Source organism: Streptomyces sp. NPDC005805 (genome assembly GCF_040630445.1).
Classification (GTDB): Bacteria; Actinomycetota; Actinomycetes; order Streptomycetales; family Streptomycetaceae; genus Streptomyces.
Map to the genome: position 1 here is coordinate 1 of NZ_JBEXXN010000007.1, position 22,057 is coordinate 22,057.

Annotated in this window: 19 protein-coding genes and 6 pseudogenes; 12 read left to right on the forward strand and 13 right to left on the reverse strand. The window is 68.5% G+C overall.

Annotated features, from left to right (window positions below; translation table 11 throughout):
- Positions 1–116 precede the first annotated feature (116 nt).
- From ABZ457_RS06180 to ABZ457_RS06215, 8 genes are all read right to left on the reverse strand, one after another.
- Positions 117–848: a methyltransferase domain-containing protein gene (locus ABZ457_RS06180; protein WP_359154422.1), complete on the reverse strand. Its 732-nt coding sequence runs from the start codon at positions 846–848 to the stop codon at positions 117–119.
- 128 nt (positions 849–976) lie between these two features.
- On the reverse strand, positions 977–1,909 hold the full coding sequence (locus ABZ457_RS06185) for a cupin domain-containing protein (protein WP_359154424.1): 933 nt from the start codon (positions 1,907–1,909) through the stop codon (positions 977–979).
- Between the two features lie 103 nt (positions 1,910–2,012).
- Complete coding sequence (locus ABZ457_RS06190; RefSeq protein ID WP_359154426.1) at positions 2,013–2,660, reverse strand: DUF5825 family protein; 648 nt, start codon at positions 2,658–2,660, stop codon at positions 2,013–2,015.
- Positions 2,657–4,513 carry a RiPP maturation radical SAM C-methyltransferase gene (locus tag ABZ457_RS06195; protein WP_359154428.1) on the reverse strand — a complete coding sequence of 619 codons (1,857 nt, stop codon included), beginning with the start codon at positions 4,511–4,513 and terminating at the stop codon, positions 2,657–2,659. The genes ABZ457_RS06190 and ABZ457_RS06195 overlap by 4 nt, the downstream gene beginning before the upstream one ends.
- A 16-nt stretch (positions 4,514–4,529) precedes the next feature.
- On the reverse strand, positions 4,530–5,573 hold the full coding sequence (locus tag ABZ457_RS06200; RefSeq protein ID WP_359154430.1) for a methyltransferase: 1,044 nt from the start codon (positions 5,571–5,573) through the stop codon (positions 4,530–4,532).
- Between the two features lie 5 nt (positions 5,574–5,578).
- Positions 5,579–6,826: a cytochrome P450 gene (locus ABZ457_RS06205; RefSeq protein WP_359154674.1), complete on the reverse strand. Its 1,248-nt coding sequence runs from the start codon at positions 6,824–6,826 to the stop codon at positions 5,579–5,581.
- On the reverse strand, positions 6,826–8,133 hold the full coding sequence (locus ABZ457_RS06210; RefSeq protein WP_359154677.1) for a cupin domain-containing protein: 1,308 nt from the start codon (positions 8,131–8,133) through the stop codon (positions 6,826–6,828). Before ABZ457_RS06210 ends, ABZ457_RS06205 begins: the two co-directional genes overlap by 1 nt.
- A gap of 147 nt (positions 8,134–8,280) precedes the next feature.
- Complete coding sequence (locus tag ABZ457_RS06215; RefSeq protein ID WP_359154432.1) at positions 8,281–8,433, reverse strand: hypothetical protein; 153 nt, start codon at positions 8,431–8,433, stop codon at positions 8,281–8,283.
- A 384-nt stretch (positions 8,434–8,817) separates the two neighbouring features.
- On the opposite strand from ABZ457_RS06215, the pseudogene ABZ457_RS06220 reads away from it, so the two are divergent.
- Positions 8,818–9,583 (forward strand): annotated as a pseudogene (locus tag ABZ457_RS06220) (IS5 family transposase).
- Between the two features lie 102 nt (positions 9,584–9,685).
- On the opposite strand, the gene ABZ457_RS06225 reads toward ABZ457_RS06220, so the two are convergent.
- Positions 9,686–9,913, reverse strand: a complete 228-nt coding sequence (locus ABZ457_RS06225) for a hypothetical protein (RefSeq protein ID WP_359154434.1) — start codon at positions 9,911–9,913, stop codon at positions 9,686–9,688.
- A gap of 126 nt (positions 9,914–10,039) precedes the next feature.
- Here ABZ457_RS06225 and ABZ457_RS06230 point away from each other — a divergent pair.
- The 3 pseudogenes from ABZ457_RS06230 to ABZ457_RS06240 form a co-directional block, all read left to right on the forward strand.
- Positions 10,040–10,171, forward strand: a pseudogene (locus tag ABZ457_RS06230) (IS5/IS1182 family transposase); the annotation flags it as partial.
- Between the two features lie 68 nt (positions 10,172–10,239).
- Positions 10,240–11,234, forward strand: a pseudogene (locus ABZ457_RS06235) (IS3 family transposase).
- Positions 11,235–11,264: 30 nt separating this feature from the next.
- Positions 11,265–11,516: pseudogene (locus ABZ457_RS06240) on the forward strand (transposase family protein); the annotation flags it as partial.
- Between the two features lie 362 nt (positions 11,517–11,878).
- Here the strand turns inward: ABZ457_RS06240 and ABZ457_RS06245 are convergent.
- A pseudogene (locus ABZ457_RS06245) lies at positions 11,879–12,106 on the reverse strand (helix-turn-helix domain-containing protein); the annotation flags it as partial.
- A gap of 119 nt (positions 12,107–12,225) precedes the next feature.
- Between ABZ457_RS06245 and ABZ457_RS06250 the strand changes: the two are divergent.
- Positions 12,226–12,831: a TetR/AcrR family transcriptional regulator gene (locus ABZ457_RS06250; protein ID WP_359154436.1), complete on the forward strand. Its 606-nt coding sequence runs from the start codon at positions 12,226–12,228 to the stop codon at positions 12,829–12,831.
- Here ABZ457_RS06250 and ABZ457_RS06255 read toward each other — a convergent pair.
- The gene (locus ABZ457_RS06255; protein WP_359154438.1) at positions 12,794–13,129 is read right to left on the reverse strand and encodes a MarR family transcriptional regulator; all 336 of its coding nucleotides are present in this window, start codon (positions 13,127–13,129) and stop codon (positions 12,794–12,796) included. The two genes, ABZ457_RS06250 and ABZ457_RS06255, sit on opposite strands and share 38 nt — an antisense overlap.
- Between ABZ457_RS06255 and ABZ457_RS06260 the strand changes: the two genes are divergently transcribed.
- The 4 genes from ABZ457_RS06260 (at position 13,110) to ABZ457_RS06275 (ending at position 18,790) form a co-directional block, all read left to right on the forward strand.
- A complete protein-coding gene (locus tag ABZ457_RS06260; protein ID WP_359154440.1) occupies positions 13,110–13,802 on the forward strand; it encodes an ATP-binding cassette domain-containing protein in 693 nt (230 codons plus the stop codon). The two genes, ABZ457_RS06255 and ABZ457_RS06260, sit on opposite strands and share 20 nt — an antisense overlap.
- Positions 13,802–14,494 carry an urea ABC transporter ATP-binding subunit UrtE gene (urtE, locus tag ABZ457_RS06265; RefSeq protein WP_359154442.1) on the forward strand — a complete coding sequence of 231 codons (693 nt, stop codon included), beginning with the start codon at positions 13,802–13,804 and terminating at the stop codon, positions 14,492–14,494. Before ABZ457_RS06260 ends, urtE begins: the two co-directional genes overlap by 1 nt.
- A gap of 228 nt (positions 14,495–14,722) precedes the next feature.
- Positions 14,723–17,455 (forward strand): SpoIIE family protein phosphatase, encoded by a 2,733-nt coding sequence (locus tag ABZ457_RS06270; protein ID WP_359154444.1) that lies wholly within the window; start codon positions 14,723–14,725, stop codon positions 17,453–17,455.
- A gap of 105 nt (positions 17,456–17,560) precedes the next feature.
- Positions 17,561–18,790: a saccharopine dehydrogenase C-terminal domain-containing protein gene (locus tag ABZ457_RS06275; RefSeq protein ID WP_359154446.1), complete on the forward strand. Its 1,230-nt coding sequence runs from the start codon at positions 17,561–17,563 to the stop codon at positions 18,788–18,790.
- An 86-nt stretch (positions 18,791–18,876) separates the two neighbouring features.
- On the opposite strand, the gene ABZ457_RS06280 is transcribed toward ABZ457_RS06275, so the two are convergent.
- Positions 18,877–19,497, reverse strand: coding sequence for an L-threonylcarbamoyladenylate synthase (locus ABZ457_RS06280; RefSeq protein ID WP_359154448.1), 621 nt, complete (start codon positions 19,495–19,497; stop codon positions 18,877–18,879).
- Positions 19,498–19,571: 74 nt separating this feature from the next.
- Between ABZ457_RS06280 and ABZ457_RS06285 the strand changes: the two genes are divergently transcribed.
- Positions 19,572–20,090 (forward strand): hypothetical protein, encoded by a 519-nt coding sequence (locus tag ABZ457_RS06285; RefSeq protein WP_359154450.1) that lies wholly within the window; start codon positions 19,572–19,574, stop codon positions 20,088–20,090.
- A gap of 66 nt (positions 20,091–20,156) precedes the next feature.
- On the opposite strand, the gene ABZ457_RS06290 is transcribed toward ABZ457_RS06285, so the two are convergent.
- Positions 20,157–20,537 carry an STAS domain-containing protein gene (locus tag ABZ457_RS06290; RefSeq protein WP_359154452.1) on the reverse strand — a complete coding sequence of 127 codons (381 nt, stop codon included), beginning with the start codon at positions 20,535–20,537 and terminating at the stop codon, positions 20,157–20,159.
- Between the two features lie 194 nt (positions 20,538–20,731).
- Between ABZ457_RS06290 and ABZ457_RS06295 the strand changes: the two genes are divergently transcribed.
- A complete protein-coding gene (locus ABZ457_RS06295; RefSeq protein WP_359154454.1) occupies positions 20,732–21,715 on the forward strand; it encodes an oxygenase MpaB family protein in 984 nt (327 codons plus the stop codon).
- Between the two features lie 86 nt (positions 21,716–21,801).
- Positions 21,802–21,927 (forward strand): annotated as a pseudogene (locus ABZ457_RS06300) (spore photoproduct lyase family protein); the annotation flags it as partial.
- Positions 21,928–22,057 lie beyond the last annotated feature (130 nt).

Genomic DNA, 22,057 nt, shown 5'->3' on the forward strand with positions numbered 1-22,057 from the left:
GCCACCCCCGCAACTACCTGGCCTTTCTCGGCCTCGCCGCAGCCATCTGCTGCTACAAGCGCCTCGTCCGCCTCACCACATAGGACACGGTCTTAGAGATCCGACAGCAGGCTATTTTACGATCTCAGCCTCTGGGCGCTCAGCGCGATCATCGGGGGGTTTTTTTCGAGAACTATCCATTCACTCGCGTCAGGGCCGGCCAGGAGACTTGGCGGGACTGAGATGGGGTGCCATTCCTGTTGCTCGAACCCGGCCGATGATAGAGATTCTTCGTAGGCGGAGAATCCACGCCTGTAGTATGTAATGCAGGATGATTCGACCCTGGTAGCGTAGCGAGTGCAGTCATCCTCGGCATACTCTGCCGTAAAGGGCGAATACCACCCCTTCCATACAGGCTTGCGCATATCGTACAGCGGATTTATGGTCAGCGCTACGAGGCGCCCGCCGGGGCGCAGGTTGGCAAAAGCGGAAGTGCACATTTCTTGTAGTTCCGATAGAGTTCTTGCGTAATTAAAGAGGTAAATGGCAAGCACAAGATCGAAGTTGTCGATCTTCTCCATTCTGGAGGCATCACCCAGGCGATAGGTAATCCCCAGAGGGGCGGACTCTTCTATCTTCTGGGCAACTTTGAGCATGTTGGCCGAAATATCGACGCCGACGACCTTGTCCGCTCCAGCCCTCTTGGCATACCGCGAATACAGTCCGGTTCCGCACGCAAGATCCATAACTTTCAGACCATGCAGATCGCCCGATAGTGCGGCTACTTGGTTCTTTTCCGGGGAAAAAATCTCCAGTCGCCTTTGATAGTCGTATCGTCGCGCATTTATAGAATCATACTGTTCCGCCATGCTTTGACCCTTCTTTCTCAATATCGGCCATGCCGACATGGAAATCTTGCTGCACCCTGATTGGGTCGTAAATTGTAACTGGCAGCCCCGATCCGCCCAAACACAACGCCCAATTAGAGAAATCGCGACTAAAAATCCTCCGGCTTAATGCTGGCAACAGCTTCGGAAAGTTCCTCCAATCTCTCCGACATGAAATGTCGATAAATTGACAACCTATCCAGGTGGCCAGCCTCCCCCCGCGTTGGAATTGCCGGAATTCGCCGCCAGTTGACATTCGAGGTCATAGATCTCCGCAGAGCCTCTAGAATGACGTAGTGAGTAGGTGTATGGACAAACTGAAAGTTGACGCCGGCGCAGATGTCACTAAGCGACTCAGTAGCGTGTACCGTGCCGGCTGGGAAGTAGAGAACGTCTCCGGGTTCCATGACATACTCTATGAATGAGCCTTCATCGATATTAGAAACTGCTTCCCATGGTTCAGGTTGATGATTGTTCCAAGACAGCTCCCCGTTGGCAGTGACCACAGCAGCATCCATAGGGAATTCAAGCACCGGTCTCGGCGAGATGGTAAACCTCTTCCTGCCCTCACAATGCACAAAAAGCGAGCATGTTGCGTCTATATGAGGCGGATGTATACCACCTTTTGGTGTTATAGTAGAACGGATCTGCACCGGGCCTATATGGCCAATATCTTTCTTGCATGAGTCGGTGAACTGCTGCAGTACAGCATCCCGTAGATTCTCCAACAGCAGACTGGAGGACGATTGAAGGATGCTTTCCACTTCATCTATCTTGACGGCGCGAAGAGGCTTTCTGGTTTCCCTGTCAGCCTCGGGTGGCGAGCTGGCGTACAATCGAAAGTTTCCGTGATTGCCATTGGCAGTATCACGGGCTATTGCAATCAGTTCATCATGACCGAGGGGGCGATTGAAAACTTCGGCAATCCGCGCCTTTTCGCCCTTCAGGAAGAGCGGCTTCTTGCCCCAGTAACCTTCAAGGAAATCCCCAAAAGGGAATGGTGCAATTAGATCCGCCAGAGTGGATTTGCGGTATGAGTCCATCGTGTTCTCCCGCCACAATTCGCCGCTATGTCGTAAAGAGGATTGAATGCTGACCTGGGCCTGTCGCTACCGGGCCTCCGGTGAGACTGGAGGTGGCCGGGTGTCAGATGCCATAGGCAGGGATGGGCCATCTACGCAGCCGGTAGGGCAGGAGCAGCACCCAGGGCCCGATCTGAGCGGTAAGACCAGCATTATGGAGGCTTTGGAGCATGTCCGTTGCCAGCTCAGGCAGGTGCATGGCATCGGCTGGCTGGGTGAGCTGCGCCAAGGTCTGGATTACTTTCTCACCCACGGCGGTGAAGCGTCCTCGCCGACCTGCGCTTCTGCCGTCTCGAATCTGCCAGAATCCGGGGCCTTGGCGGTAATAGCACAGGCCGTAGGTGTACTCGTCCCGCCACTGGTCGACCATGCTTTGAGTGTCCGCAGACAGTGTGCTGTGGGGAGGCGGAAGATGGTGAAGGTAGCTGGGAGGGCAGTCCGGAAGGCCGTCGGCTTGCCAAGACACGGTTATGCCGTGGGAGGCGGATTGACGCAGCAGGTGCATGAAGCGTATGTCGTGCTCGGCGTTGCGGCCGAGTTCCACTGTGGAATTGATCTTCAGGCGGTCGCATCCGTGCATCGCGAGAGCAGCGATGTCGAGCTGGGTGAAGGCCCCCGCATCTAGGGAGCCGGATAGGTGCTCGGTGCGGGGGCCAAGTCCGAGCAGCAGAGGAGTGACATGTGCGTCGGCCATTTTTTGTGTCTTGGTCATGGAGCCGCTGTCCTTCGGATGGGGGTGCTGGCAGTCGCCAGGGCCACATAGCGCCCGCTCTCGGCGAAGATTAGTCCTGCCGAGGCCAGTTCCTCCGCCCAGGTCTGCAGGCGGCTCTCCTCGAGGGAGATCCCGCGGTCGCGCAGGCGAGTGAGCGTGCCGGCCAGCGAACGGCCGTGCTCGAATTCCAGATAGGCGGCAATGAGGGCGGAATCGTTGATGTGGTGGTCTCGCTGGGGCCACCCTTGCCGGCGGTCCTGGATGTGCAGGCCCTCGTGATCCAGGAGCCGGACCAGGGTGCTCTCGGGGTGCTGGTTGGCCCAGCGGGCGACTGATGCCCGGAGCTCATCTAGGATCTCTCCGTCGATGCCGGCTGGGTCGCTGTCAAAGCTGTAGACGAGATCGTCGAGGTCTTTCTCGGGAAGGTCATAGACGTAGCGATAGGTCGACTTTGCCTGGCGGTTAGTGAAGCCCAGTTCGGGCTTGTTGAAGTAGGGGCTGAAGCGTTCCAGCATCATCCGGGCCACGCATAGTGGCGGGGGCAGGTGTACCAGGGCCGGGAGCTGGTCGATCGCTGGCCGGTAGTGTCCGGGCTCTTCCCCGGGAAAACCGATGAGCCAGTTCCACACCACGGTAAGGCCGGCGGAGTGGCAGTCCCGCAGCGTTCGGATGTTGTGGGCGCCATGGACGCCCTTGTCCATGATCTTGAGGACCGGGGTAGAGAGGGATTCGATGCCGGGCTGGACGTACACGACGCCGGCGTCGCGCAGGGCGAGGACCTGTTCCGGCTTGAGGTTGGCCTTGATCTCGTAGTGGATCCGCAGGTCCCAGTCCAAAGCGGCAAGACGGGGCAGCATCGAGTCGAAGTAGGTGTTGTCGATGATGTTGTCGACCACGACCAGGTCCAACATCTGGTATCGCTTCACCAAATGAGACAGTTCCTCGGTGGCCCGGTCGGCCGGCTTGCTGCGGAATACCATGAACGATCCGTTGAGCCCGCAGAAGGTGCAGTGGTGCGCCTCGCCCCACCAGCAGCCGCGGGCGGTCTCAGCGAGGAGTTTCGGTTGGAGGAAACGGCGGACTGCGGATGCACGCAGTTCCTGCGCCCAGTCGTCGTAGTCGGGCGTTGGGATGCGTCCGGGGGGCACGGTGCGTCGGGTCTCGGTGTTGGCCACCGGGGTGCCGTCCGAGTGTCGCCAGCACAGCCCGGGGATGTCATCGACGGATGTACTCTCCTCGATGGCCTGCAACAAACGGGGAAGGACTTCTTCCCCTTCTCCGCGGACGACGTAGTCCACGAAGGGGTAGCAGCGGTGGAGGGTGGCTCCCATGATGCCGTCACAGTTGCCGCCGCCAAACACAATGATGAGATTGGGCCGCTCGCGCTTAAGCCGGGCGGCCAAGGCCAGGCTCGGCACGTTCTGCTGGAAGGTGGTAGTGAAGCCGACAATGCGGGGGTCCTCGGCAAGAATCTTGGCGGCGATCCGGCCGACGAACTCTTCCGCGTACTGGCGCATCTCGAATGCCTTACCGACATCGTCCCCCGATGCGGCAAGGTAGGCGTCGAAGGCCTCGCGGCCGAAGGCGTCATCCCCGTGGAGGACCCCGGAGAAGACCCAGTCCCCGACATTCTCGAAAATGCAGTCGTCGGCGACATGGGCATAGTCGCGTGGTTTGATCGCTCCACCGCTGCGCTCCAGGAGGAAGTCCGCCCATTCCAGGTGCGCGAAGTGGGTCTGCGGCGCCGGGCGGCCGTCCCGTGTGCAGACAGCCCGCAACAGGCCAAGTGGCAGGGAGGGCACATCAAGGGCCTGCCACGGCATGGTCACCAGAGAAACCCGTGCATGCTCCATACGAGAGCCTCCGTCTCTACTTCCGCGCCTGGTGCCGGGGGGCGGCTGTGGGGACGCACTCCAGCAGGCTGCGGTTGGCGGGAAGTTGGTGAACGGTGCGCACATTCATGCTTGCGGCCGCGGCCAGTTCTTCCAAGTGTTCCAGGGTACGCAGGCGGCCCCCGACAAAAACGAGGAGCTGCAGGTCCATCGCAGTCACCCACGGCTGGTTGTCCTGGGTGAGGAGTTCGTCGATGACGAGGACGGAGCCATTATTTCCTACGGCTTCCGCGCACCGGGTGAGGAGGCGTACCGCATTGTCGTCGCTCAGGCCGTGCAGGATGGCGGATAGGAGATAGATATCGGCCTTGGGCGGCATCTGGTCGAAAAAGTCGGCTTCGATGACTTCAAGACGTCCGGCGAGATTGGAAGCTGCAAATCTCGCACGGGCGGCGCCTGCGGCGTTCGGGAGCTCAACGAGCGTGCCGCGCAGCAGTGGGTGCTCTCGCACGATCGTTTCGAGGAGAACGCCATTACCTCCCCCGACATCGGCGATATGGCGCGCGCTGGCTTTTTTGAGGACATTTGCCACGGCCGGCGCGACAGCTGCCGTCAGATTCGCCATGATTCGATCGAATGACGCTCCCAGTGCCGGGTTGTGGTTGAAGTCGTCCCAGAGAGTGCGCCCAAACATGCGCGGGTAGGCGGCCTCGCCGGTCCTGACTGTTTCCAGTAGGTCGGTCAACGCCAAATTCATCCGCCCGCTGGCCTCACTAAGGTCCAGCATCAGCCGCAGGCGGCCCGGATGATCGTCCTGCAGGGGCTGCGCAGCCTCGTTGACGGCGAAGAATCCCGGGACGGGCTCCGTAAAGATTCCCCGGCAGGTGAGGAACCTTAGTAGCCTGCCGAGGGTGTCAATGTGCGTGTCTGAGGCCTGGGCCAGGTCTTCCAGGCGGCTGGTTCCGGAGGCGATGAGGTCCGCCAGCCGCAGAGTGGCTGCGACACGGATGGCATACGGCAGCATCAGGTCGCTGGCCGCTGCCACATCCACGGTGCGGTAGCCGGTGTCACTATTTTTCATGGCGGCTAGCCTTTCGAGACCGGCGACGAGTGGGCTGGGCACACCAGAGATGCTCCCGGGACACTGGTGTGCGGTGCGGCGCGGTGGCCTGTGTGGACGGGGAGTGATCTGAGACCGCGGTTCACCAATGCAGGGCGGTACCGGATTGCGTCCCGAGGGACCGCGAGCCGCATAGCGGGGAACTGGGAAATGATGGATGCAATTGCGGTGCGCATCTGCAGCTTGGCCAGGTTGGCGCCGACGCAGTAGTGGATCCCCCGGCCGAAGCCAAAGTGATTGGCTGCGGAGCGGGTTATATCGAATACCTCAGGGTCGATGAAGGCTTGAGGATCGCGGTTGGCCGCGCCGAACACAAGGAATACGAGGTCCCCACGGGGAATGACCGTGTGATGGAGCTCGATGTTCTGGGTGGGTATTCGGATGAGTGAGGTCCACGATGAGCCCTCGTAGCGCAGCATCTCTTCCACGGCGCTGTCTACCAGCCCCGGATTCGCCTGTACTCCTTGCCACTGGCGGGGGTGGTTCAGCAGCGCGAGGAGACCGTTACCGAGAGCATCGCTGGTGTTGTGCTGGCCAGCGAAAATGAGCCCGGTCACGTGGTCGACGATCTCCTGCTCGGTGAGGAGCCCGTCCCGGTCGCTCATCGCGATAAGTTCTGCCACCAGCCCATTCGTCGGCGTGCTGCGGACGTTGGCTACCAGTGAGCGTGCGTACTCCTGCAGGGCCAGGGCCCCAGCCGCGCGGATTGGTTCCTCCATGCTCACGCTCTCCTCGGCCCAGCGGCGGAGGTCATCGTGGTCCGACAGCGGTGCGCCTAGGAACTCGGCTATGACACTGATCGACAGCGGGTAGGCGAATGAGCGCAGCAGATCGACCTGCTCGTTCTCCGGCAGCGCGGCAAGAAGTTCTTGAGTCAGCCGCGCGACCGTCTCGCCGTATCGCTCAAGCCGTCTCACAGTGAACGCACCGGCACTGAATCTCCGCACACGGGTGTGCTCGGGTGGATCGAGGTTGCCAAATGGCGGCACAAACCCTGTATACGAGGCATCGGCGGACCGCAGGTTGGCACTGTAGCGGGAATCGGCGAGTGCCTGGCGGACATCCTCGTAACGGCTGATCAGCCACACCCGAATGCCGCTGTCCGGCAACCTGACTGCGCAGACAGGATCGTTGTCCCGCAGCCATGCGTAGGTGGGGTATGGGTCTTGGAAGAATTCCGGGGTAAACGGCGCGGCCGGCCGTGCCAGGTGCATCACGTGGATGTTTCCTTTCCCTGTGGGGGCTGCCTGGCCGCGTCCGGGTCAGCATTGGGCAGGTTTCCAAAGGGCACGGTGCTGCCTGGGGCTGTTCTTTTGACGGCGGCAAGTCCTTCGGTGAGTAGTTCCGCGACGATCTTCCGCACAGTGTCGGTCGCCATGCCGGCACGGCGACCGATGTCCTCAATACTGAGCGGCTCACCTTGAGCCAAAACTGTCAGAGCGGGCAGCCACTCGGCCGCGAAGCGGTAGCGGCGCCCAGCTGTGTGAATTGTGGTTTCCTGCTTTTCGGAGGTGAGGATGGCGCTCGATGCCAGCCAAATAACCCAGTAGTCCTGGGACTGCGGGAACCCGTCCGAATTCAGGGCTTCAGGAAGGTTGAATGCGTCTCGGCAGGGGAGCGCGCCGTCATGTGAAGTGAAGAAGGCATCGAGTAGCGCTGGGCTGCTGAGGCGGCTCAGTACTGCCTCTCGAAAAAGCTGCAGGTACTGCCGGGATCGTTCCGGCATTTCTGCCGGACGTGGCAGATCCTGCTGGAGGACGGCTTCGTCCATGCGGGCGGCGAGCCATGTGATCAGGTCGAGTCCGGTACTGCGCGCGAAGTGCAGCGAGAGATGCACCGAAGGCTCATTGATAGGGGTCACCTCGTGCCACCAGCCACGGGGTATGAACAGCATCTGTCCCGTAGTCAGGACAAGTCTTTGCAATGGGTCTTCCGGTGCGTCATCAGGGCTTCCAGGTCCGAAAACAGAACTCCCGACAATGGGAGGCCATGGCTTCGTCGGCCCGTAAACCGCCCAGTTCTTACGCCCATGAACCTGGATAACCAGCACTTCGTCCGGATCCCAGTGCACACCGTATCCCGGAGTCTCGCCCCAAGAAATGAAAGCATCAATGCTCACCCGCTCGCGGACGATCTGCTCGGCCGAAGCCGCGAGCCGAGCAATCGGCTCATGAAGCTCGTCGATTGCTCTGATCTTCATCGTCGCCCCAGCGCCCAGAAGTCTGGTTAGCGCCCCGACGTCCAGTTCCCGATGCCGAGCCGGTGAACGTGTTCCCGGGAACGTAGGTACATAAGGATTGTATTCGTCCTGGGGGACTGCTTTATGGTTGGCCGTAAGCCTGATACGGGTGCTGTCCAGATAATGATAGCGCAGAATTCTGTTCAGCTCCGCCCACGGGAGCATTTTGGAGAACCTGGTAGCAGGCCCATCAAAGATGTGCTGCCGCTGCCCAAGCAGTCCGTTCCTGAATTCGTCAGGTGACATCGGGCTGATGAGGTCACCTAGATTCACGGCGAGCACCAATCTGTCAAGTGAATTTAAGCGGGTTGCAGGGCACCTAACGACCCCGCCCGGTCGGAGACTAATCTGATGCGGGTAATCTCCGACCGGCGGGCCTCATGCGCTACATGAATTCAGGATCGCATGAGAGTACTGAGCCGACGTTCTTCAGAGGACGACGATCTCGTTGTGGTTCGGCACGAAATAGGCAGACCATTCCGGATCGATGTTCTCCTCAATCTCCTCGAAGAAAACACCTTGCACCTCGGTGGAATCCACCAGCTCCATCGGCCTTTCAAGGAGCACAGACTCGCTACCCACAGTAATCCTCCTGTTGTGTTCCATGGCAACTCAGACCGGCTGGAATGTTTCCTCAAACCGTCTAAGTCCCGTGGATTTTGCGGAAGTTGACCACCCGTCAAGCGGGTGGCCCAACTCAAGATTCGGGAACACGCGGTCAGGGCGGATGAGTAATTTGTACTTAGCCTCGATCCTCCGTGAGGGTCCGTCAGGGACCGTGCGTGTTTGCGGATTGGGTGGGATCGCCCGGTGATGGCCGGTCATGGCAGACAGGTCCGGATGCAGGTGCAGGCACGGAGCCTTTTCCAACCTGGCTCTGGAGTACGACTGTTGGGATGACAGACGGGTGAAGCCCCTGGTAGATGGGTTTTCGACCAAGAGAACCGTCTCCACCAGAGGCTTCGTGTGCTTGTCTACCCGTCGGGCGTCGACGTGTCCAGTTCCGCCCTGCGCTTCCTGTCCGCCAAGCTCCGTCGACGCCGCCGGGAGCTCGGTACCCGGTGGCGGCGCCTGACTGTCGGCCGGCAGGCGCTGCTCACTCTTGCCCATCTCCGCAACGGCCACCCGTATGCCCAGCTCGCGGCCGGGTTCGGCATCGGGACGACGACCGCGTACCGGTATGTCACCGAGGCCGTCGAGATCCTGGCCGCTCTCGCGCCGACTCTCGCGGAGGCGGTCCGGGCCGCATCGTCGAAGGCGTTCGTGCTGCTGGACGGGACCTTGCTGCCGATCGACCGGATCGCCGCGGACCGGCCCTTCTACTCGGGGAAGCACAAGAGGCACGGGATGAACGTGCAGGTCCTCGCCGATCCCTTCGGCCGGCTGCTGTGGGCTTCACCGGCCCTGCCCGGTGCCGTCCACGATGTTCGCGCGGCCCGCGAACACGGCATCGTCGACGCCCTCGCCGAGGCCGACATCCCATGCTGGGCCGACAAGGGCTACCGAGGTGCCGGCGGCACGGTCCGCACCCCTGCCGGGGGCGGTGGGAGAATCTTTCCACCGGTCAGCAGGCGGTGAACCGGTCCCACGCGAAGATCCGCGCCCTCGTGGAGCAGGCCATGGCCACCTCAAGCCCTGGCGGCTCCTTCGCAAGCTCCGATGCTCGACCACCCGGATCACCGGCCTCGTCCAAGCCGTGCCCACACTGCATTTGGCCAGTTCAGACCGATGATGAAAGAGCCTCACTGTCAGGCGGCGGTGGTGACGTCGACGGTTGGCGTGGCTGCGGGCCGAGTGAACGCTTCCCAGCTCTGCCGGCCAGAACGCCGTGGGGTCAGCCGGCCTTCTTAGGCCGCGCAGCCGTCGTCGTCCTCTTCTCCGCCGCGGTCTTCTGCGTGGTCGTCTTCTTGGCCGCTGGCTTCTTCTTGGTGAGCATGTCGTGGACGTCGGCGTGCCCGCCGCTCTCGCCGCGCGTCTTCTTCGCCTCGGCGACGGAGGCGTTGAGGGTGGCCATGAGGTCGAAGACCTGCCCGGCGGGCGCCGCCTCCCGGGGGTCGCTCATGCCGCCATGCTGGCAGACGGGCGCGTCGGCGGGGGAACTGTGTGCGAAACCCCGTCGACCGGCCTGTGGTGTGTGCGTACCGTCGTGTGGACGGGGCGACAGCGGGGGCCGATTGAGCCGAGCCTGGGCATGAACGTAGAGGTCATCGCCCGGCCTGACGGCACACCAATGTGGTTCTCCCGCGCGGCACCCCAGACCCATGACCTGACCGGCACCCGGGCTCACGGCATCGTCCTGGCCTGTCTGACCAGGCAGATCCTGGGTCCTGACCCCGGATCTTGGACACACGAGACACTGGATCTTGAGGATCTGAGAACGGACATCTCGTGGTCATGAAGCACTACCCCGCCGGGTTCAAGGCGGATGCGGTCGCGCTGTACCGGTCGCGGCCCGGAGCGAGGATCAGGTCGGTCGCCGCTGATCTGGATGTCAACCCGGAGACACTGCGGAACTGGGTACGGGCCGCCGGGGCAGGCCGGCCCCGGGGACGCCGGCCGGAGATACCGAGCTTTACCACTGGCGCAGGAGCGCAGCCGACCGGGCGGCCCGGCAGGCGGCCGACGCGAAGCTCGCCGCCCGGATACACAGGGTTCACCGGGACTCGGACGGCACCTACGGCGTCCCCAGGATCACCGCCGAACTGCGGGAGACAGGCGAGTTGGTCAACCACAAGAAGGTCGCCCGGATCATGCGCCAGATCGGGCTGGCCGGGCTGCGGCTGCGCCGGAAGCACCGCACCACCATTTCGGATCCGGCCGCCACGAAAGCAGCCGACCTCATCGGCCGCGACTTCACCGCCGTGGCAGTGAACACGAAGTACGTCGGCGACATCACCTATCTCCCGCTGGCCGGCGGGAAGTTCCTGTATCTGGCCACGGTCATCGACCTCGCCTCCAGGCGCCTGGCCGGCTGGGCGATCGCCGACCACGTACGTGCCGAACTGGTCACCGATGCCCTGGCCGCCGCCGAGCGGTGCCGCGGCAGCCTCGCCGGCGCCGTCATACACACCTACCACGGCGCCCAGTACACCAGCCGGGCATTCGCTGACGCCTGCCGCCGCGCAGGCATGATCCAGAGCATGAGCGCCGTCGGGAGCTTGGCGGACAACGCGCTCGCCGAGTCCTTCAACGCCACCTGCAAACGGGAGACGCTTCAGGGCCGCAGTGCCTGGGCCGACGAGCGCGAAGCCCGCCTCGACCTGTTCCGCTGGCTGCACTGCTACAACACCCGACGCCGCCACTCCAGCCTCGGACAACGCAGCCCCATCGCCTACGAGACCACACTCGACACAACATCAACTACCCTGGCCCCAGCCGCATAACCCGTGTCCAAGATTCCGGGTCAAGGCCCCCTCGTGCTCGTGGACTGCGCCTGCCAGGGCGCCGGCGCCACCGTCCGTACCTCGTACTACCGTTATCGCGAACAGCCCGAGCACTACCAGCAGTTCAACCGCGACCACGCCAGACTGAGAGCCCCCGGCGAACGCGCCTTCGCACAGCTGAAGCCCTGGCGGATCCTCCGGCGAGCCAAATGCTCCACCCGCCGCATCAGCACCATCATCCAAGCCGTCCGCGCCCTGCTGACCTGCAGCTATTCAGGATGAAAACGGCTCACTGGCTGCACAACCACGGCGCCCACTACATCGCCGTCGTCAAAGGCAACCACCCGGGCCTGCTGCGGCAATTGAGGAAACTACCGTGGCACGATATCGGCCTGGACCACAAGGACCGCACTCGTGGCCGGGACCGGCTCGAGGTCCGGCACCTGAAGACCGTGGCCTTCCGGCACCTCGACTACCCGGGCGCCCGCCAGGCCCTGCGCGTGATGCGCTGGCGCATGGACCTGACCAGCAAGAAGATCACGATCGAACGGCTCACCTTCGTCACCAGTCTCCCGCCCGGAGCCGCCACCGGCGAACAGATCTCCGGCTGGTTCCGAGGGCATTGGAAGATCGAGAACCAGCTAGAGCGCCTCGAAGCCGTCGGCATTGACGTTGTGGATCACGTCGCGGAACCGGCCCGCGCTGGTGAACGTCACCTCAGCGATCTTCGCCGCCGGCATGCGCTGAGCGGACAGCAGCACCATCTGGGCCCGCCGCCAGGTCACCACCGCCCCAGTGCCCCGGCGGACGACCCGCAGCAGCCGTCTTCCCTCGTCGTCATCGATCTCACGAACCTGCACGTGTTCAGCCACGTGATCATTCTGGCCGCCCGGCGCCGCCCGGCGCAGCAACCGGGCGACACGTCACGACGGGGCGAACGTTGCCCGAGGCGGCACTAGGCTGTAGCGCATGACGTCGACGGAATCGAACTGTGGCTCCTAAGCAACCGCGTGGCGAGGCCACCGTCGACCGCCTGCTCACGACCGCGCTCCAGGTGTACGCCGCGTCCGGGCAGCAGGGTTTCACCGTCAACGCGGTCAGCGAGGCGAGCGGGGTCAGCCTCGGCAGCCTGTACCACCACTTCGGCAGCTTCGACGGTCTCGCCGCCGCGCTGTACACGCGCTGTATGCACCAGTTGTGCGACGCGGTGGTCGAGGCGCTGACCCGGTCCCGTACCGGCCGCACCGGGGTGCGCGCGCTGGTCCGGGCGTATCTGCGGTTCACCGAGGAGCATCCGGACGCCGCCCTGTTCATCCACGCCTCCGCCTACGCGGGGTATCTCACCTCGCACGCGGAGGAGATCCGCGCGGCCAAGGAGCCCCTGCAGGAGGCCATCGCGCGCTGGCTGCTGCCGAGGATCGAGTCGGGCGAGATCGCGCCCGTGCCCGCGCCGCTGATCGAGGTCCTGGTCATCGGCCCGGTCGCGGAGACGGCCCGCCGCTGGCTGTCGCACACCTATGACGCGGACCTGGCGCAGGCGGCCCGGCTGCTGCCGGACCTCATCTGGCGCTCCCTGCGGGCCGATCCGCCGGCCTGAGCCCCGCCGGCACCGCGCCGGGCGGGTCGCCATCGCCATCGCCGTCGCCGTCGCCGTCGCCGTCCAGCGTGCCGATCAGCCGGAGCAGCAGGGTGCGCAGCAGTTCCCCGTCCTCGGCCGGCAGGGGCGGCGCCGCGGCGCGGACCAGCCGGTCCAGGCGGCGGAAGCGGGTGAGGCCGCGCGGCGTCAGATGGGCGAGGATGCGGCGGCGGTCCCGGGGGTCGACCCGGCGGTGGACGAGGTTGTCGTCGACGAGCTGGTCCATCAGCTTGGTCAGCGTGGGCGGCGGCAGGAACACCGCCTCGGCCACTCTCGTCGACGCGGTCACCGGCCTGGTGCGCGCCACCGGTTCCGTGACCTTCGGCGGGCAGCAGCTCCTCGGGCGCAGCGTCCAGCGGATCGCCCGCTCCGGGATCGGGCGGACCTTCCAGACGGCGACCGTGTTCGAGGAGCTGACCGTCCTGCAGAACCTGGACATCGCGGCGGGCGCCGGGCGCTCCGCCTGGACCATGCTCCGGCGGCGCGGGAACACCCCGCCGGAAGTGGAGCGCGCCCTGGAGGCCGTCGGGCTCACCGCGCTGGCCGGGGTCCCGGCGGGCACCCTGGCGCACGGCCGGAAGCAGTGGCTGGAGATCGGCATGCTGCTCGTCCAGGACGTACGGCTGCTCCTGCTGGACGAGCCGGTGGCGGGGATGAGCCAGGACGAGCGGCAGGCGACCGGGGAGCTGCTGGAGCGGATCAGCGGGGAGCGGACGGTCGTCGTCATCGAACACGACATGGAGTTCATGCGGGCCTTCGCGCGGAGTGTCAGCGTGCTGCACGCCGGGCGGGTGCTCAGCGAGGGCACGGTCGCCGAGGTGCAGTTGGACCCGCGGGTCCAGGAGGTCTACCTCGGGCACCCGCCGCGCCCGGCCGGGGCCGGGGCTCAGTCCGGCGCGGAGGCGGTCGCGGCGGCGGGAGGGGAGGCGTGATGCTGGAGATCGAGGACGTCCGCGCCGGATACGGGCGCAGCACGGTGGTGCACGGGGTGAGCGTGTCCGTGCCCCGCGACGGGGTGGCGGCGGTGCTGGGCCACAACGGGGCGGGCAAGAGCACCCTGCTGCGGGCGGCGGCGGGCCTGCTGGTCCCCGGGTCGGGGACGGTCCGCCTCGACGGGGAGGACGTGACCCGGCTCCGTCCGCACCAGCGGGTGGCGCGCGGGATGGCGTACGTGCCGCAGGGGCAGCAGTCCTTCCCGCATCTGACCACGGCGGAGAACCTGCGCCTGGTCGCGGACGGCCGGCGCGGCGGCCGGGAGGCGGTCGCCGAGGCGCTGGACCTGTTCCCGGCCCTGCGGACGCTGTCCGGACGGCGGGCGGGGCTGCTGTCGGGCGGGCACCGCCAGCAGCTCGCCATCGCCCGGGCGCTGGTCACCCGGCCGCGGGTGCTGCTGCTGGACGAGCCGACGGAGGGCATCCAGCCGTCGGTGGTCGCCGAGATCGAGGAGACGATCCTGACCCTCGCCCGCTCCGGCGGCCTCTCCGTCCTCCTGGTGGAGCAGCATCTCGGCTTCGCCCTGCGCGCCGCCGCCCGCTACTGGGTCCTGGAGGCGGGCCGCACCACCCTCTCAGGCACCGGCGGCCCGGACGCGGAACGCCCGGTGCGGGAGGCGCTGAGCGTGTAGCCGCGCCCGGCCCGCCGGGGCCGCGAGCCCTCCGGGCAGGGGCCGCGGGCCGTCCCGGCGGCCCGCGGCCCCGCCCGCGGGGCGGGAATCCCGGTCTGCGGGGTGGGAATCCGGCGTCGCATGATGGGGAGAACACCAGACACAGGCTCTGTCGCTCGCCACAGGACCGCGGCGGGCCCGCCCCCGGACCGGGGCGGGCCCCGGGGCCGGGTCCGGGAGTGAGGCTCGTTGACCGGGAAGACGTCCCCGCGCCCTCGGCGCACCCCGTCCGCGGGGCAGTCGCTGCTGGGCGTGCGCACGGTCGCGGGCCAGGTGCTGCTGCTCCAGGTCGTGGTCGCCGTCGTGCTGATCGCCGCGGCCGTGGTGGCCCTGCTGCTCCAGGCGTCCCACGACGGCGAGCAGGAGGCCCGCAACCGCTCCCTCGCCGCCGCCGCGGCCCTCGCCCGCTCGCCGGGCATGGCGGACGCCCTGGCGGGCCGGGACACCACGGGGATGCAGGCGGCGGTCGGCGCGGCGGCCCGCGAGGCGGGCGTCGACTTCGTCACCATCACCGCCCCGGACGGCACCCGGTACGCGGACACCGAACCGGAGCTCGTCGGCTCCCGGACGGACGGGGTGGAGCGGGCCGCCGGCGGGGAGACCTTCACGGAGATCTTCGAGGGCGCGCCCAGTGACGCGGCGCGCGCGTTCGTGCCGGTCACGGACGCGGACGGCCGGGTCGTCGGGCTCGTCGGCGCCGGGGTGCAGATCGAGACCGTGGGCAACGCGGTCGAGCGCCAGCTCCCGGTGCTGCTGGGCTCCGGCCTCGCGGCACTGGCCCTCGCCACGGTGAGCGCCGTCCTGGTCAGCCGCCGGCTGGCGCGGCAGACGCGGGGCATCGGGCCGGCCGAGATGACCCGGATGTACGAACACCACCACGCGGTCCTGCACGCCGTCCGGGAGGGCGTGGTGATCGTGGACGCGGACGGCCGCCTGGTGCTCGCCAACGACGAGGCGCAGCGGCTGCTCCGGCTGCCCCCGGACGCGGTGGAGCGGCGGGTCTCCGAGCTGGGCCTGCCGCCCGCCGTGACCCGGCTGCTGGTCTCCGACCGGGAGGTCAGCGACGAGGTGCACCTGGTCGGCGACCGCCTGGTCTCCGTGAACACCCGCCCCACCGCCCCCTACGGCGGCAACGCGGGCAATGTGGCCACCCTGCGGGACACCACCGAGCTGCGCCGGCTGTCCGGGACCGCCGAGACGGCCCGGGAGCGGCTGACGATCCTCTACGACGCGGGCGCCCGGATCGGCACCACCCTGGATGTGCGGGAGACGGCCGAGGAGCTGTCGCGGGCGGTGGTCCCCCGGTTCGCGGACTTCGTGACGGTGGAGCTGCTGGACTCGGTGCTGCGCGGCGACGAGCCGTCCGGCGCGGTCGCCGAGATGCGGCGGGCGGCGGTCAGCGGGGTGCGCGAGGACCACCCGTTCCAGCCGGTCGGGGACGTGATCAGGTTCGCCGCGCCGGGGACGCCGATGCAGGAGGCGCTCGCCGATCTGCACGCGGTGGTCGTCCCCGATCTGTCGGCCGCCTCCGGCTGGCGGGCCCAGGACCCGCGGGGCGCGGCGGCGGCCCTGGCGTACGGCATCCACTCGCTGGTCGTGGCCCCGCTGCGGTCCGGGGACGCGGTGCTGGGGCTGGTGGCCTTCTGGCGGGGGAAGGGGACCCGGCCGTTCGAGGGCGACGAGCTGTCGTTCGCCGAGGAGCTGGCCGCGCGGGCGGCGGTGGCGATCGACAACGCGCGCCGGTTCGGCCGTGAGCACGCCATGGCGGAGACCCTTCAGCGGAGCCTGCTGCCGCATGTGATGCCCCGGCAGCTCGCGCTGGACGTGGCGTACCGGTACCTGCCGTCCCACGCACGGGTCGGCGGCGACTGGTTCGATGTGATCCCGCTGCCCGGGGCACGGGTGGCGCTGGTGGTCGGGGACGTGGTGGGGCACGGGCTCCAGGCTGCCGCCACGATGGGCCGGCTGCGTACGGCGGTCCACAACTTCTCCACCCTGGACCTGCCGCCGGACGAGCTGCTGGCCCATCTGGACGAGCTGGTCAGCCGGATCGACCAGGACGAGCCGGGCGGCGGCGCGGGCGACGGCATCACCGGGGCGACCTGCCTGTACGCGGTGTACGACCCCTCGTCGGGGGCGTGCAGCATGGCCCGGGCCGGCCACCCCTCCCCCGCGCTGGTGCTGCCGGACGGCACGGTGGAGTACCTGGACGTGCCGGTGGCCCCGCCCCTGGGCCTCGGCGGGCTGCCGGTGGACACGGCGGAGTGGGTGCTTCCGGAGGGCAGCCGGCTGGTCCTGTTCACCGACGGGCTGGTGGAGCGGCGGGGCCATGACATCGACGAGGGCCTGCGGACCCTGCGCCGTACGCTCGCCTCGCTGGCGGACCGCACCCCGGAGGAGATGTGCGAGGCGGTGGTGCGGGCGATGCCCGACGCGGACCGCCGGGACGACGTGGCCCTGCTGGTGGCGCGGACCGCGCGGCTGGACCCCTCGCGGGTCGCCGAGTGGGACGTGCCCCGGGAGGCGGCCTCGGTGGGCCCGGTGCGCGGCGCGTGTCTGCGGCAGCTCCAGGCATGGGGGCTGGACGAGGTGGCGTTCACCACGGAACTGGTGCTGAGCGAGCTGATCACCAACGCGGTCCGCTACGGCAGCGACCCGGTCCGGGTCCGCCTGCTGTACGAGCGCAATCTGATCTGCGAGGTCTCCGACGGGAGCAGCACCTCCCCGCATCTGCGCCGGGCGGCGGCGACCGACGAGGGCGGCCGGGGGCTCTTCCTCGTCGCCCAGCTCTCGGACCGCTGGGGGACGCGCTACACGCCGACCGGCAAGGTCATCTGGGCGGAGCAGGGCCTCAGCGGCCAGGAGGCGGGCGACGGGGCCCCGGGCGGCGGTCCAGCGGGGGCCCCGGGCGCGGTTCCGTGAGCGGAGGAGCCCGGCCCGGGCCCGTCGCCGTGCGGGGCGGGCACCCGGGGGCCAGGCTGTAACGGGGGCGCGGCCCCCGCACCGGACCGGACGGAAGGACCAGTCATGCGCATCCTGCTGATCGGGGCGGGCGGTGTCGGCACGGCCGTGACGCGGATCGCCGCGCGCCGCGGCTTCTTCGAGCGGATGGTCGTCGCCGACTACGACCCCGCGCGGGCGGAGGCGGCCGTCGCCGCGCTCTCCGGCACCGCCGGGGAGTCCCGTTTCGCCGCCGCCCGCATCGACGCCTCCGACGAGACGGCGGTCGCGGAGCTGCTGGCGCGCGAGGGCTGCGACGTCCTGCTGAACGCGACCGACCCCCGGTTCGTGATGCCCCTCTTCCGGGCGGCGCTCGCGGCGGGCGCCCACTACCTCGACATGGCGATGTCGCTCTCCCGCCCGCACCCCGAACGCCCGCACAGCGAGACCGGGGTGAAGCTCGGCGACGAGCAGTTCGCCCTCGCGGAACGCTGGGAGGCGGCGGGCCGGCTCGCCCTCGTCGGTATCGGCGTGGAGCCCGGTCTCTCCGATGTGTTCGCCCGGTACGCGGCGGAGGAGCTGTTCGACGAGATCGAGGAGATCGGCGTCCGCGACGGCGCGAACCTCACCGTCGACGGCTATGAGTTCGCCCCCTCGTTCAGCATCTGGACCACGATCGAGGAGTGCCTCAACCCGCCCGTCGTCTTCGAACGCGAACGCGGCTGGTTCACCACGCCGCCGTTCAGCGAACCGGAGGTGTTCGACTTCCCCGAGGGGATCGGCCCGGTGGAGTGCGTGAACGTCGAGCACGAGGAGGTGCTGCTGATCCCGCGCTGGGTCGGGGCGCGCCGGGTGACGTTCAAGTACGGGCTGGGCAGCGAGTTCATCAACGTCCTGCGGGTGCTGCACCAGATCGGCCTGGACCGCACCGAGCCGGTGACGGTCACCGCGCGGGACGGCCGCCGGGCGGAGGTGTCGCCGCGGGACGTGGTGGCGGCGTGCCTGCCCGACCCGGCGACCCTGGGCGACCGGATGCACGGCAAGACCTGCGCGGGCACCTGGGTGACGGGTACCCGCGACGGCCGGCCGCGCGAGGTGTACCTGTACCACGTGGTGGACAACGCCTGGTCGATGCGGGAGTACGGCTCGCAGGCGGTGGTCTGGCAGACCGCGATCAACCCGGTCGTCGCCCTCGAACTCGTGGCGGGCGGCGAGTGGTCCGGGTCCGGGGTGCTCGGCCCGGAGGCGTTCCCGCCCCGGCCGTTCCTGGATCTGCTCACCGCGTACGGGTCGCCGTGGGGGATGCGCGAGCAGTGACGCCCGCCCGGCGCCACCGCCCGCCCCGCCACCGCCCATCGTGCCGTCGCCCGTCGTGCCGTCGCCCGTCGTACGTGCGGCGCGGCTCACTCGAAGCGGGAGGTGTCCCCCGCTCCCCGGCGCACGATCTCCGGCTCGCCGCTGGAGAAGTCGATGACGGTGGTCGGCTCGGTGCCGCAGTCACCGGAGTCGACGACCGCGTCCACGACATGGTCCAGCCGCTCCTTGATCTCCCAGCCCACGGTCAGCGGTTCGGCCTCGTCGGGCAGGAGCAGGGTGCTGGAGAGCAGCGGCTCACCGAGTTCGGCGAGGAGGGCCTGGGTCACCGTGTGGTCGGGGATGCGGACGCCGACGGTCTTCTTCTTGGGGTGCAGCAGCTGGCGGGGCACCTCCCGGGTCGCGGGCAGGATGAACGTGTAGCTGCCGGGCGTCGCGGCCTTGACGGCCCGGAACACGTCGTTGTCGATGTGCACCAGCTGGCCCAGCTGCGCGAAGTTCTCGCAGACCAGGGTGAAGTGGTGCCGGTCGTCGAGGTTCCTGATGGTCCGGATCCGCGCGATGCCGTCCCGGCTGCCGAGCCGGCAGCCCAGCGCGTAGCAGGAGTCGGTCGGGTACGCGACGAGGGCGCCGGCGCGGATGCTGTCGGCCACCGCGCTGATGGTGCGCCGCTGGGGGTTGTCGGGGTGCACGTCGAAGTACTTGGCCATCCGCTGAGTCTAGGGCCGCATGGGGGCCTTGAGTGCGTCCGGGCGGGGCACCCGTCCGGCGGAGGAGGAGAACCATGACCACCACACGACACGACAGGACGGACGAGGCGGCGCGGCTGCTGGGCGTCTATCTGAACGACCATCTGACCGGGGCGACGGCCGGTGTGGAGATGCTGCGCCGGGCGGCGGCCGGCTCCGCCGACGACGACCCGGCGGCCGGGGTGCTGGCGGAGCTCGCCGAGGAGGTGGCAGAGGACCGGGCGGCGCTGCTGGATGTCATGGCGCGGCTCGGCCTCCCGGTGCACGGGTACAAGATCGCGCTGGGGAGGCTGGGCGAGCTGGCGGGGCGGCTGAAGCCGAACCGCCGGATGGTGTCCCGTTCGCCGCTGAGCGATGTGGTGGAGGTCGAGACGATGCGCATCGGCGTCGAGGGCAAGGCGTCCTGCTGGCGCCGCCTGCGTGCGCTCGCCCCGGCGGACCCCCGGCTGGACGCCACCGAACTCGACGAACTCCTCGCCCGGGCCGCCCGCCAGGCCGAGCGGCTGGAACGCCTGCTGGACGAGCGGGCGGACCGGGTGTTCACCGGCGCCTGACGGGTCGCCGGGCGTGCGGTTCGGTGGCCCCACGTGCGCCGGGCGGCCGGCTCGTGCGGGCGGGCGTCAGAGGCCCGGGGCGGGGCACCCCCGGCAGTCGCGGACGGCCTCCAGCAGGCGCTGCACCGCCCGCGACGGCGCGGCGAGGCGCAGCCGGCGGTCGTCGCGGCACCAGAGGCCGAGGGCGCCGAGGAGGGCGGAGTCCGCGAAGACCACCCGGGAGGTGTCCAGGATCAGCCGGGTGAAGCCGGCCGCCGCCGCGGAGGCCATGATCGCCCGCAGCGGGGAGACGGTGACGTAGTCGATCTCGCCGCGCAGGGCGACGCACAGCAGCGTCCCGGCGCTGGTGCAGGAGTGGACGACCGTGCCCCCGGACGCGGGGGCCGTGCCCGGGGCGGACGGGGAGTCGTCGGGGGCCTGCGGGGAGGTGGTGCGCGGGCTGCTCATGCCTTGATCAACTGGCGTCCGCGGTACGGGGAACGATCTTCCGGCGTCCTTTCACCCCTCGGTGGGAACGCGATCCCCGGTGCGGGGGACACGGGCCACCCGCACGCACCAACCGGGCGCGGCCGGACGGACGGGCCGCCGCCCGGTCCCCGCCTCCGGGCCCGCCACGCCCCGCGCGGGCGGACACTTGAGCCATGAATGCGACAGCACCCGGTACGGGCGGGCTGCGGCGGCAGCTCGGCTCGCGGCTCTTCCTCCGGGTCGCCGGCCCGACCGGCCCCGAGACCAGGGCGCGGATCCACGGGGCTCCGGGGCCGCGCTGGTTCGCCCCCGACCGGCCCATCCGCGTCGTGCACGGTGACGCGTCGATGTTCATCGGAGGGCTCAGCGCGCTGCTGCTCCAGTCCCTCCACCCGCGCGCGATGGCGGCGGTGGCCGCGCACTCGGGGTACCGGGGCGACCCGTGGGGGCGGCTCCAGCGCACCAGCACCTTTCTCGCCGTGACGACGTACGGGCCGGCCGAGGAGGCCCAGCGGGCCGTGGACCGGGTCCGGGCGGTGCACCGGTCCGTCCGCGGCCTCACTCCTTCGGGTGAGGAGTACTGGGCGGCCGACCCGCATCTGCTGGGCTGGGTGCACGCGGCCGAGGCGGACAGCTTCCTCCGGGCCCATCAGCTCTTCGGCCGCCGGCCCCTGGACGCGGCGGGCTGCGACGGCTATCTCGCGGACACGGCGCGGGTCGCGGCCGCCCTGGGTGTCGAGGACCCGCCGCGCAGCCGCGCCGAGCTGGCCGCCGTCCTGCGCTCGTACCGGCCGGAGCTGGAGGCGGGGCCCCAGGCCAGGGAGGCGGCCCGGTTCCTGCTGCTGCACCCGCCGCTGCCGCTGGCCGCCCGGGGCCCGTACGCCCTGCTGGCGGCCAACGCCCTCGCCGTGCTGCCGCCGTGGGCGCGCACCCTGCTGGGGCTGCCGCGGGTGCCGGGGCTGGTGCCGGGCGTCCGGCTGACGGGCCACGCGGTGACCCGGGCGATCCGCTGGGCGCTGACCCCGCCCCCGTACACCGTGGCCCGCGCGGGCGGCGGCGCGCAGGGCGGGCCGGACGCCGAGGCCGAGACCGGGGCCGGGCCCGCCCCCGTCGGGAAGCCCGGCGCGGGGCCCGGCGGCGCCCCGGAGGGCCGGTGAGCCGCGTGCCCGCCGGGCAGGAAGGGCTGTTCGGCCTCGATGAGGTCGCCCCGCCGCCGCCCGCCGCGGAGCGCGCCGCCGGGCCCGAGCGTTCGCAGAACGGGAGCCGGAACGTCCGCTACCGGGTCGCCGTCGAGGCCGCGGCCCTGGACCGGCTGCGCGCCCTGGTGGCGGCGCACGCGCCCTGGCTGCGCATCCGCTACGCCTTCTGAGCCGCCGCCCCCGGGTACGGCACGGCGGGCGGGTGCATCCGTCCGGGACGACCATGGGGAAGCAGGACGTGTGAGGGAGGTGCGCACCGGGCGGCCGTGCGGCCCGCCGGTGCGCACCGGACGGCCGTGC

What these genes read in the sequence shown, in the direction of transcription:
- ABZ457_RS06180 (WP_359154422.1), bottom strand. Translation starts at nt 848, where the DNA reads ATGGCGGAACAGTATGATTCTATAAATGCGCGACGATACGACTATCAA.
- ABZ457_RS06185 (WP_359154424.1), bottom strand. Translation starts at nt 1,909, where the DNA reads ATGGACTCATACCGCAAATCCACTCTGGCGGATCTAATTGCACCATTC.
- ABZ457_RS06190 (WP_359154426.1), bottom strand. Translation starts at nt 2,660, where the DNA reads ATGACCAAGACACAAAAAATGGCCGACGCACATGTCACTCCTCTGCTG.
- ABZ457_RS06195 (WP_359154428.1), bottom strand. Translation starts at nt 4,513, where the DNA reads ATGGAGCATGCACGGGTTTCTCTGGTGACCATGCCGTGGCAGGCCCTT.
- ABZ457_RS06200 (WP_359154430.1), bottom strand. Translation starts at nt 5,573, where the DNA reads ATGAAAAATAGTGACACCGGCTACCGCACCGTGGATGTGGCAGCGGCC.
- ABZ457_RS06205 (WP_359154674.1), bottom strand. Translation starts at nt 6,826, where the DNA reads ATGCACCTGGCACGGCCGGCCGCGCCGTTTACCCCGGAATTCTTCCAA.
- ABZ457_RS06225 (WP_359154434.1), bottom strand. Translation starts at nt 9,913, where the DNA reads ATGAGCGACCCCCGGGAGGCGGCGCCCGCCGGGCAGGTCTTCGACCTC.
- urtE (WP_359154442.1), top strand. Translation starts at nt 13,802, where the DNA reads ATGCTGGAGATCGAGGACGTCCGCGCCGGATACGGGCGCAGCACGGTG.
- ABZ457_RS06275 (WP_359154446.1), top strand. Translation starts at nt 17,561, where the DNA reads ATGCGCATCCTGCTGATCGGGGCGGGCGGTGTCGGCACGGCCGTGACG.
- ABZ457_RS06280 (WP_359154448.1), bottom strand. Translation starts at nt 19,497, where the DNA reads ATGGCCAAGTACTTCGACGTGCACCCCGACAACCCCCAGCGGCGCACC.
- ABZ457_RS06285 (WP_359154450.1), top strand. Translation starts at nt 19,572, where the DNA reads ATGACCACCACACGACACGACAGGACGGACGAGGCGGCGCGGCTGCTG.
- ABZ457_RS06290 (WP_359154452.1), bottom strand. Translation starts at nt 20,537, where the DNA reads ATGAGCAGCCCGCGCACCACCTCCCCGCAGGCCCCCGACGACTCCCCG.
- ABZ457_RS06295 (WP_359154454.1), top strand. Translation starts at nt 20,732, where the DNA reads ATGAATGCGACAGCACCCGGTACGGGCGGGCTGCGGCGGCAGCTCGGC.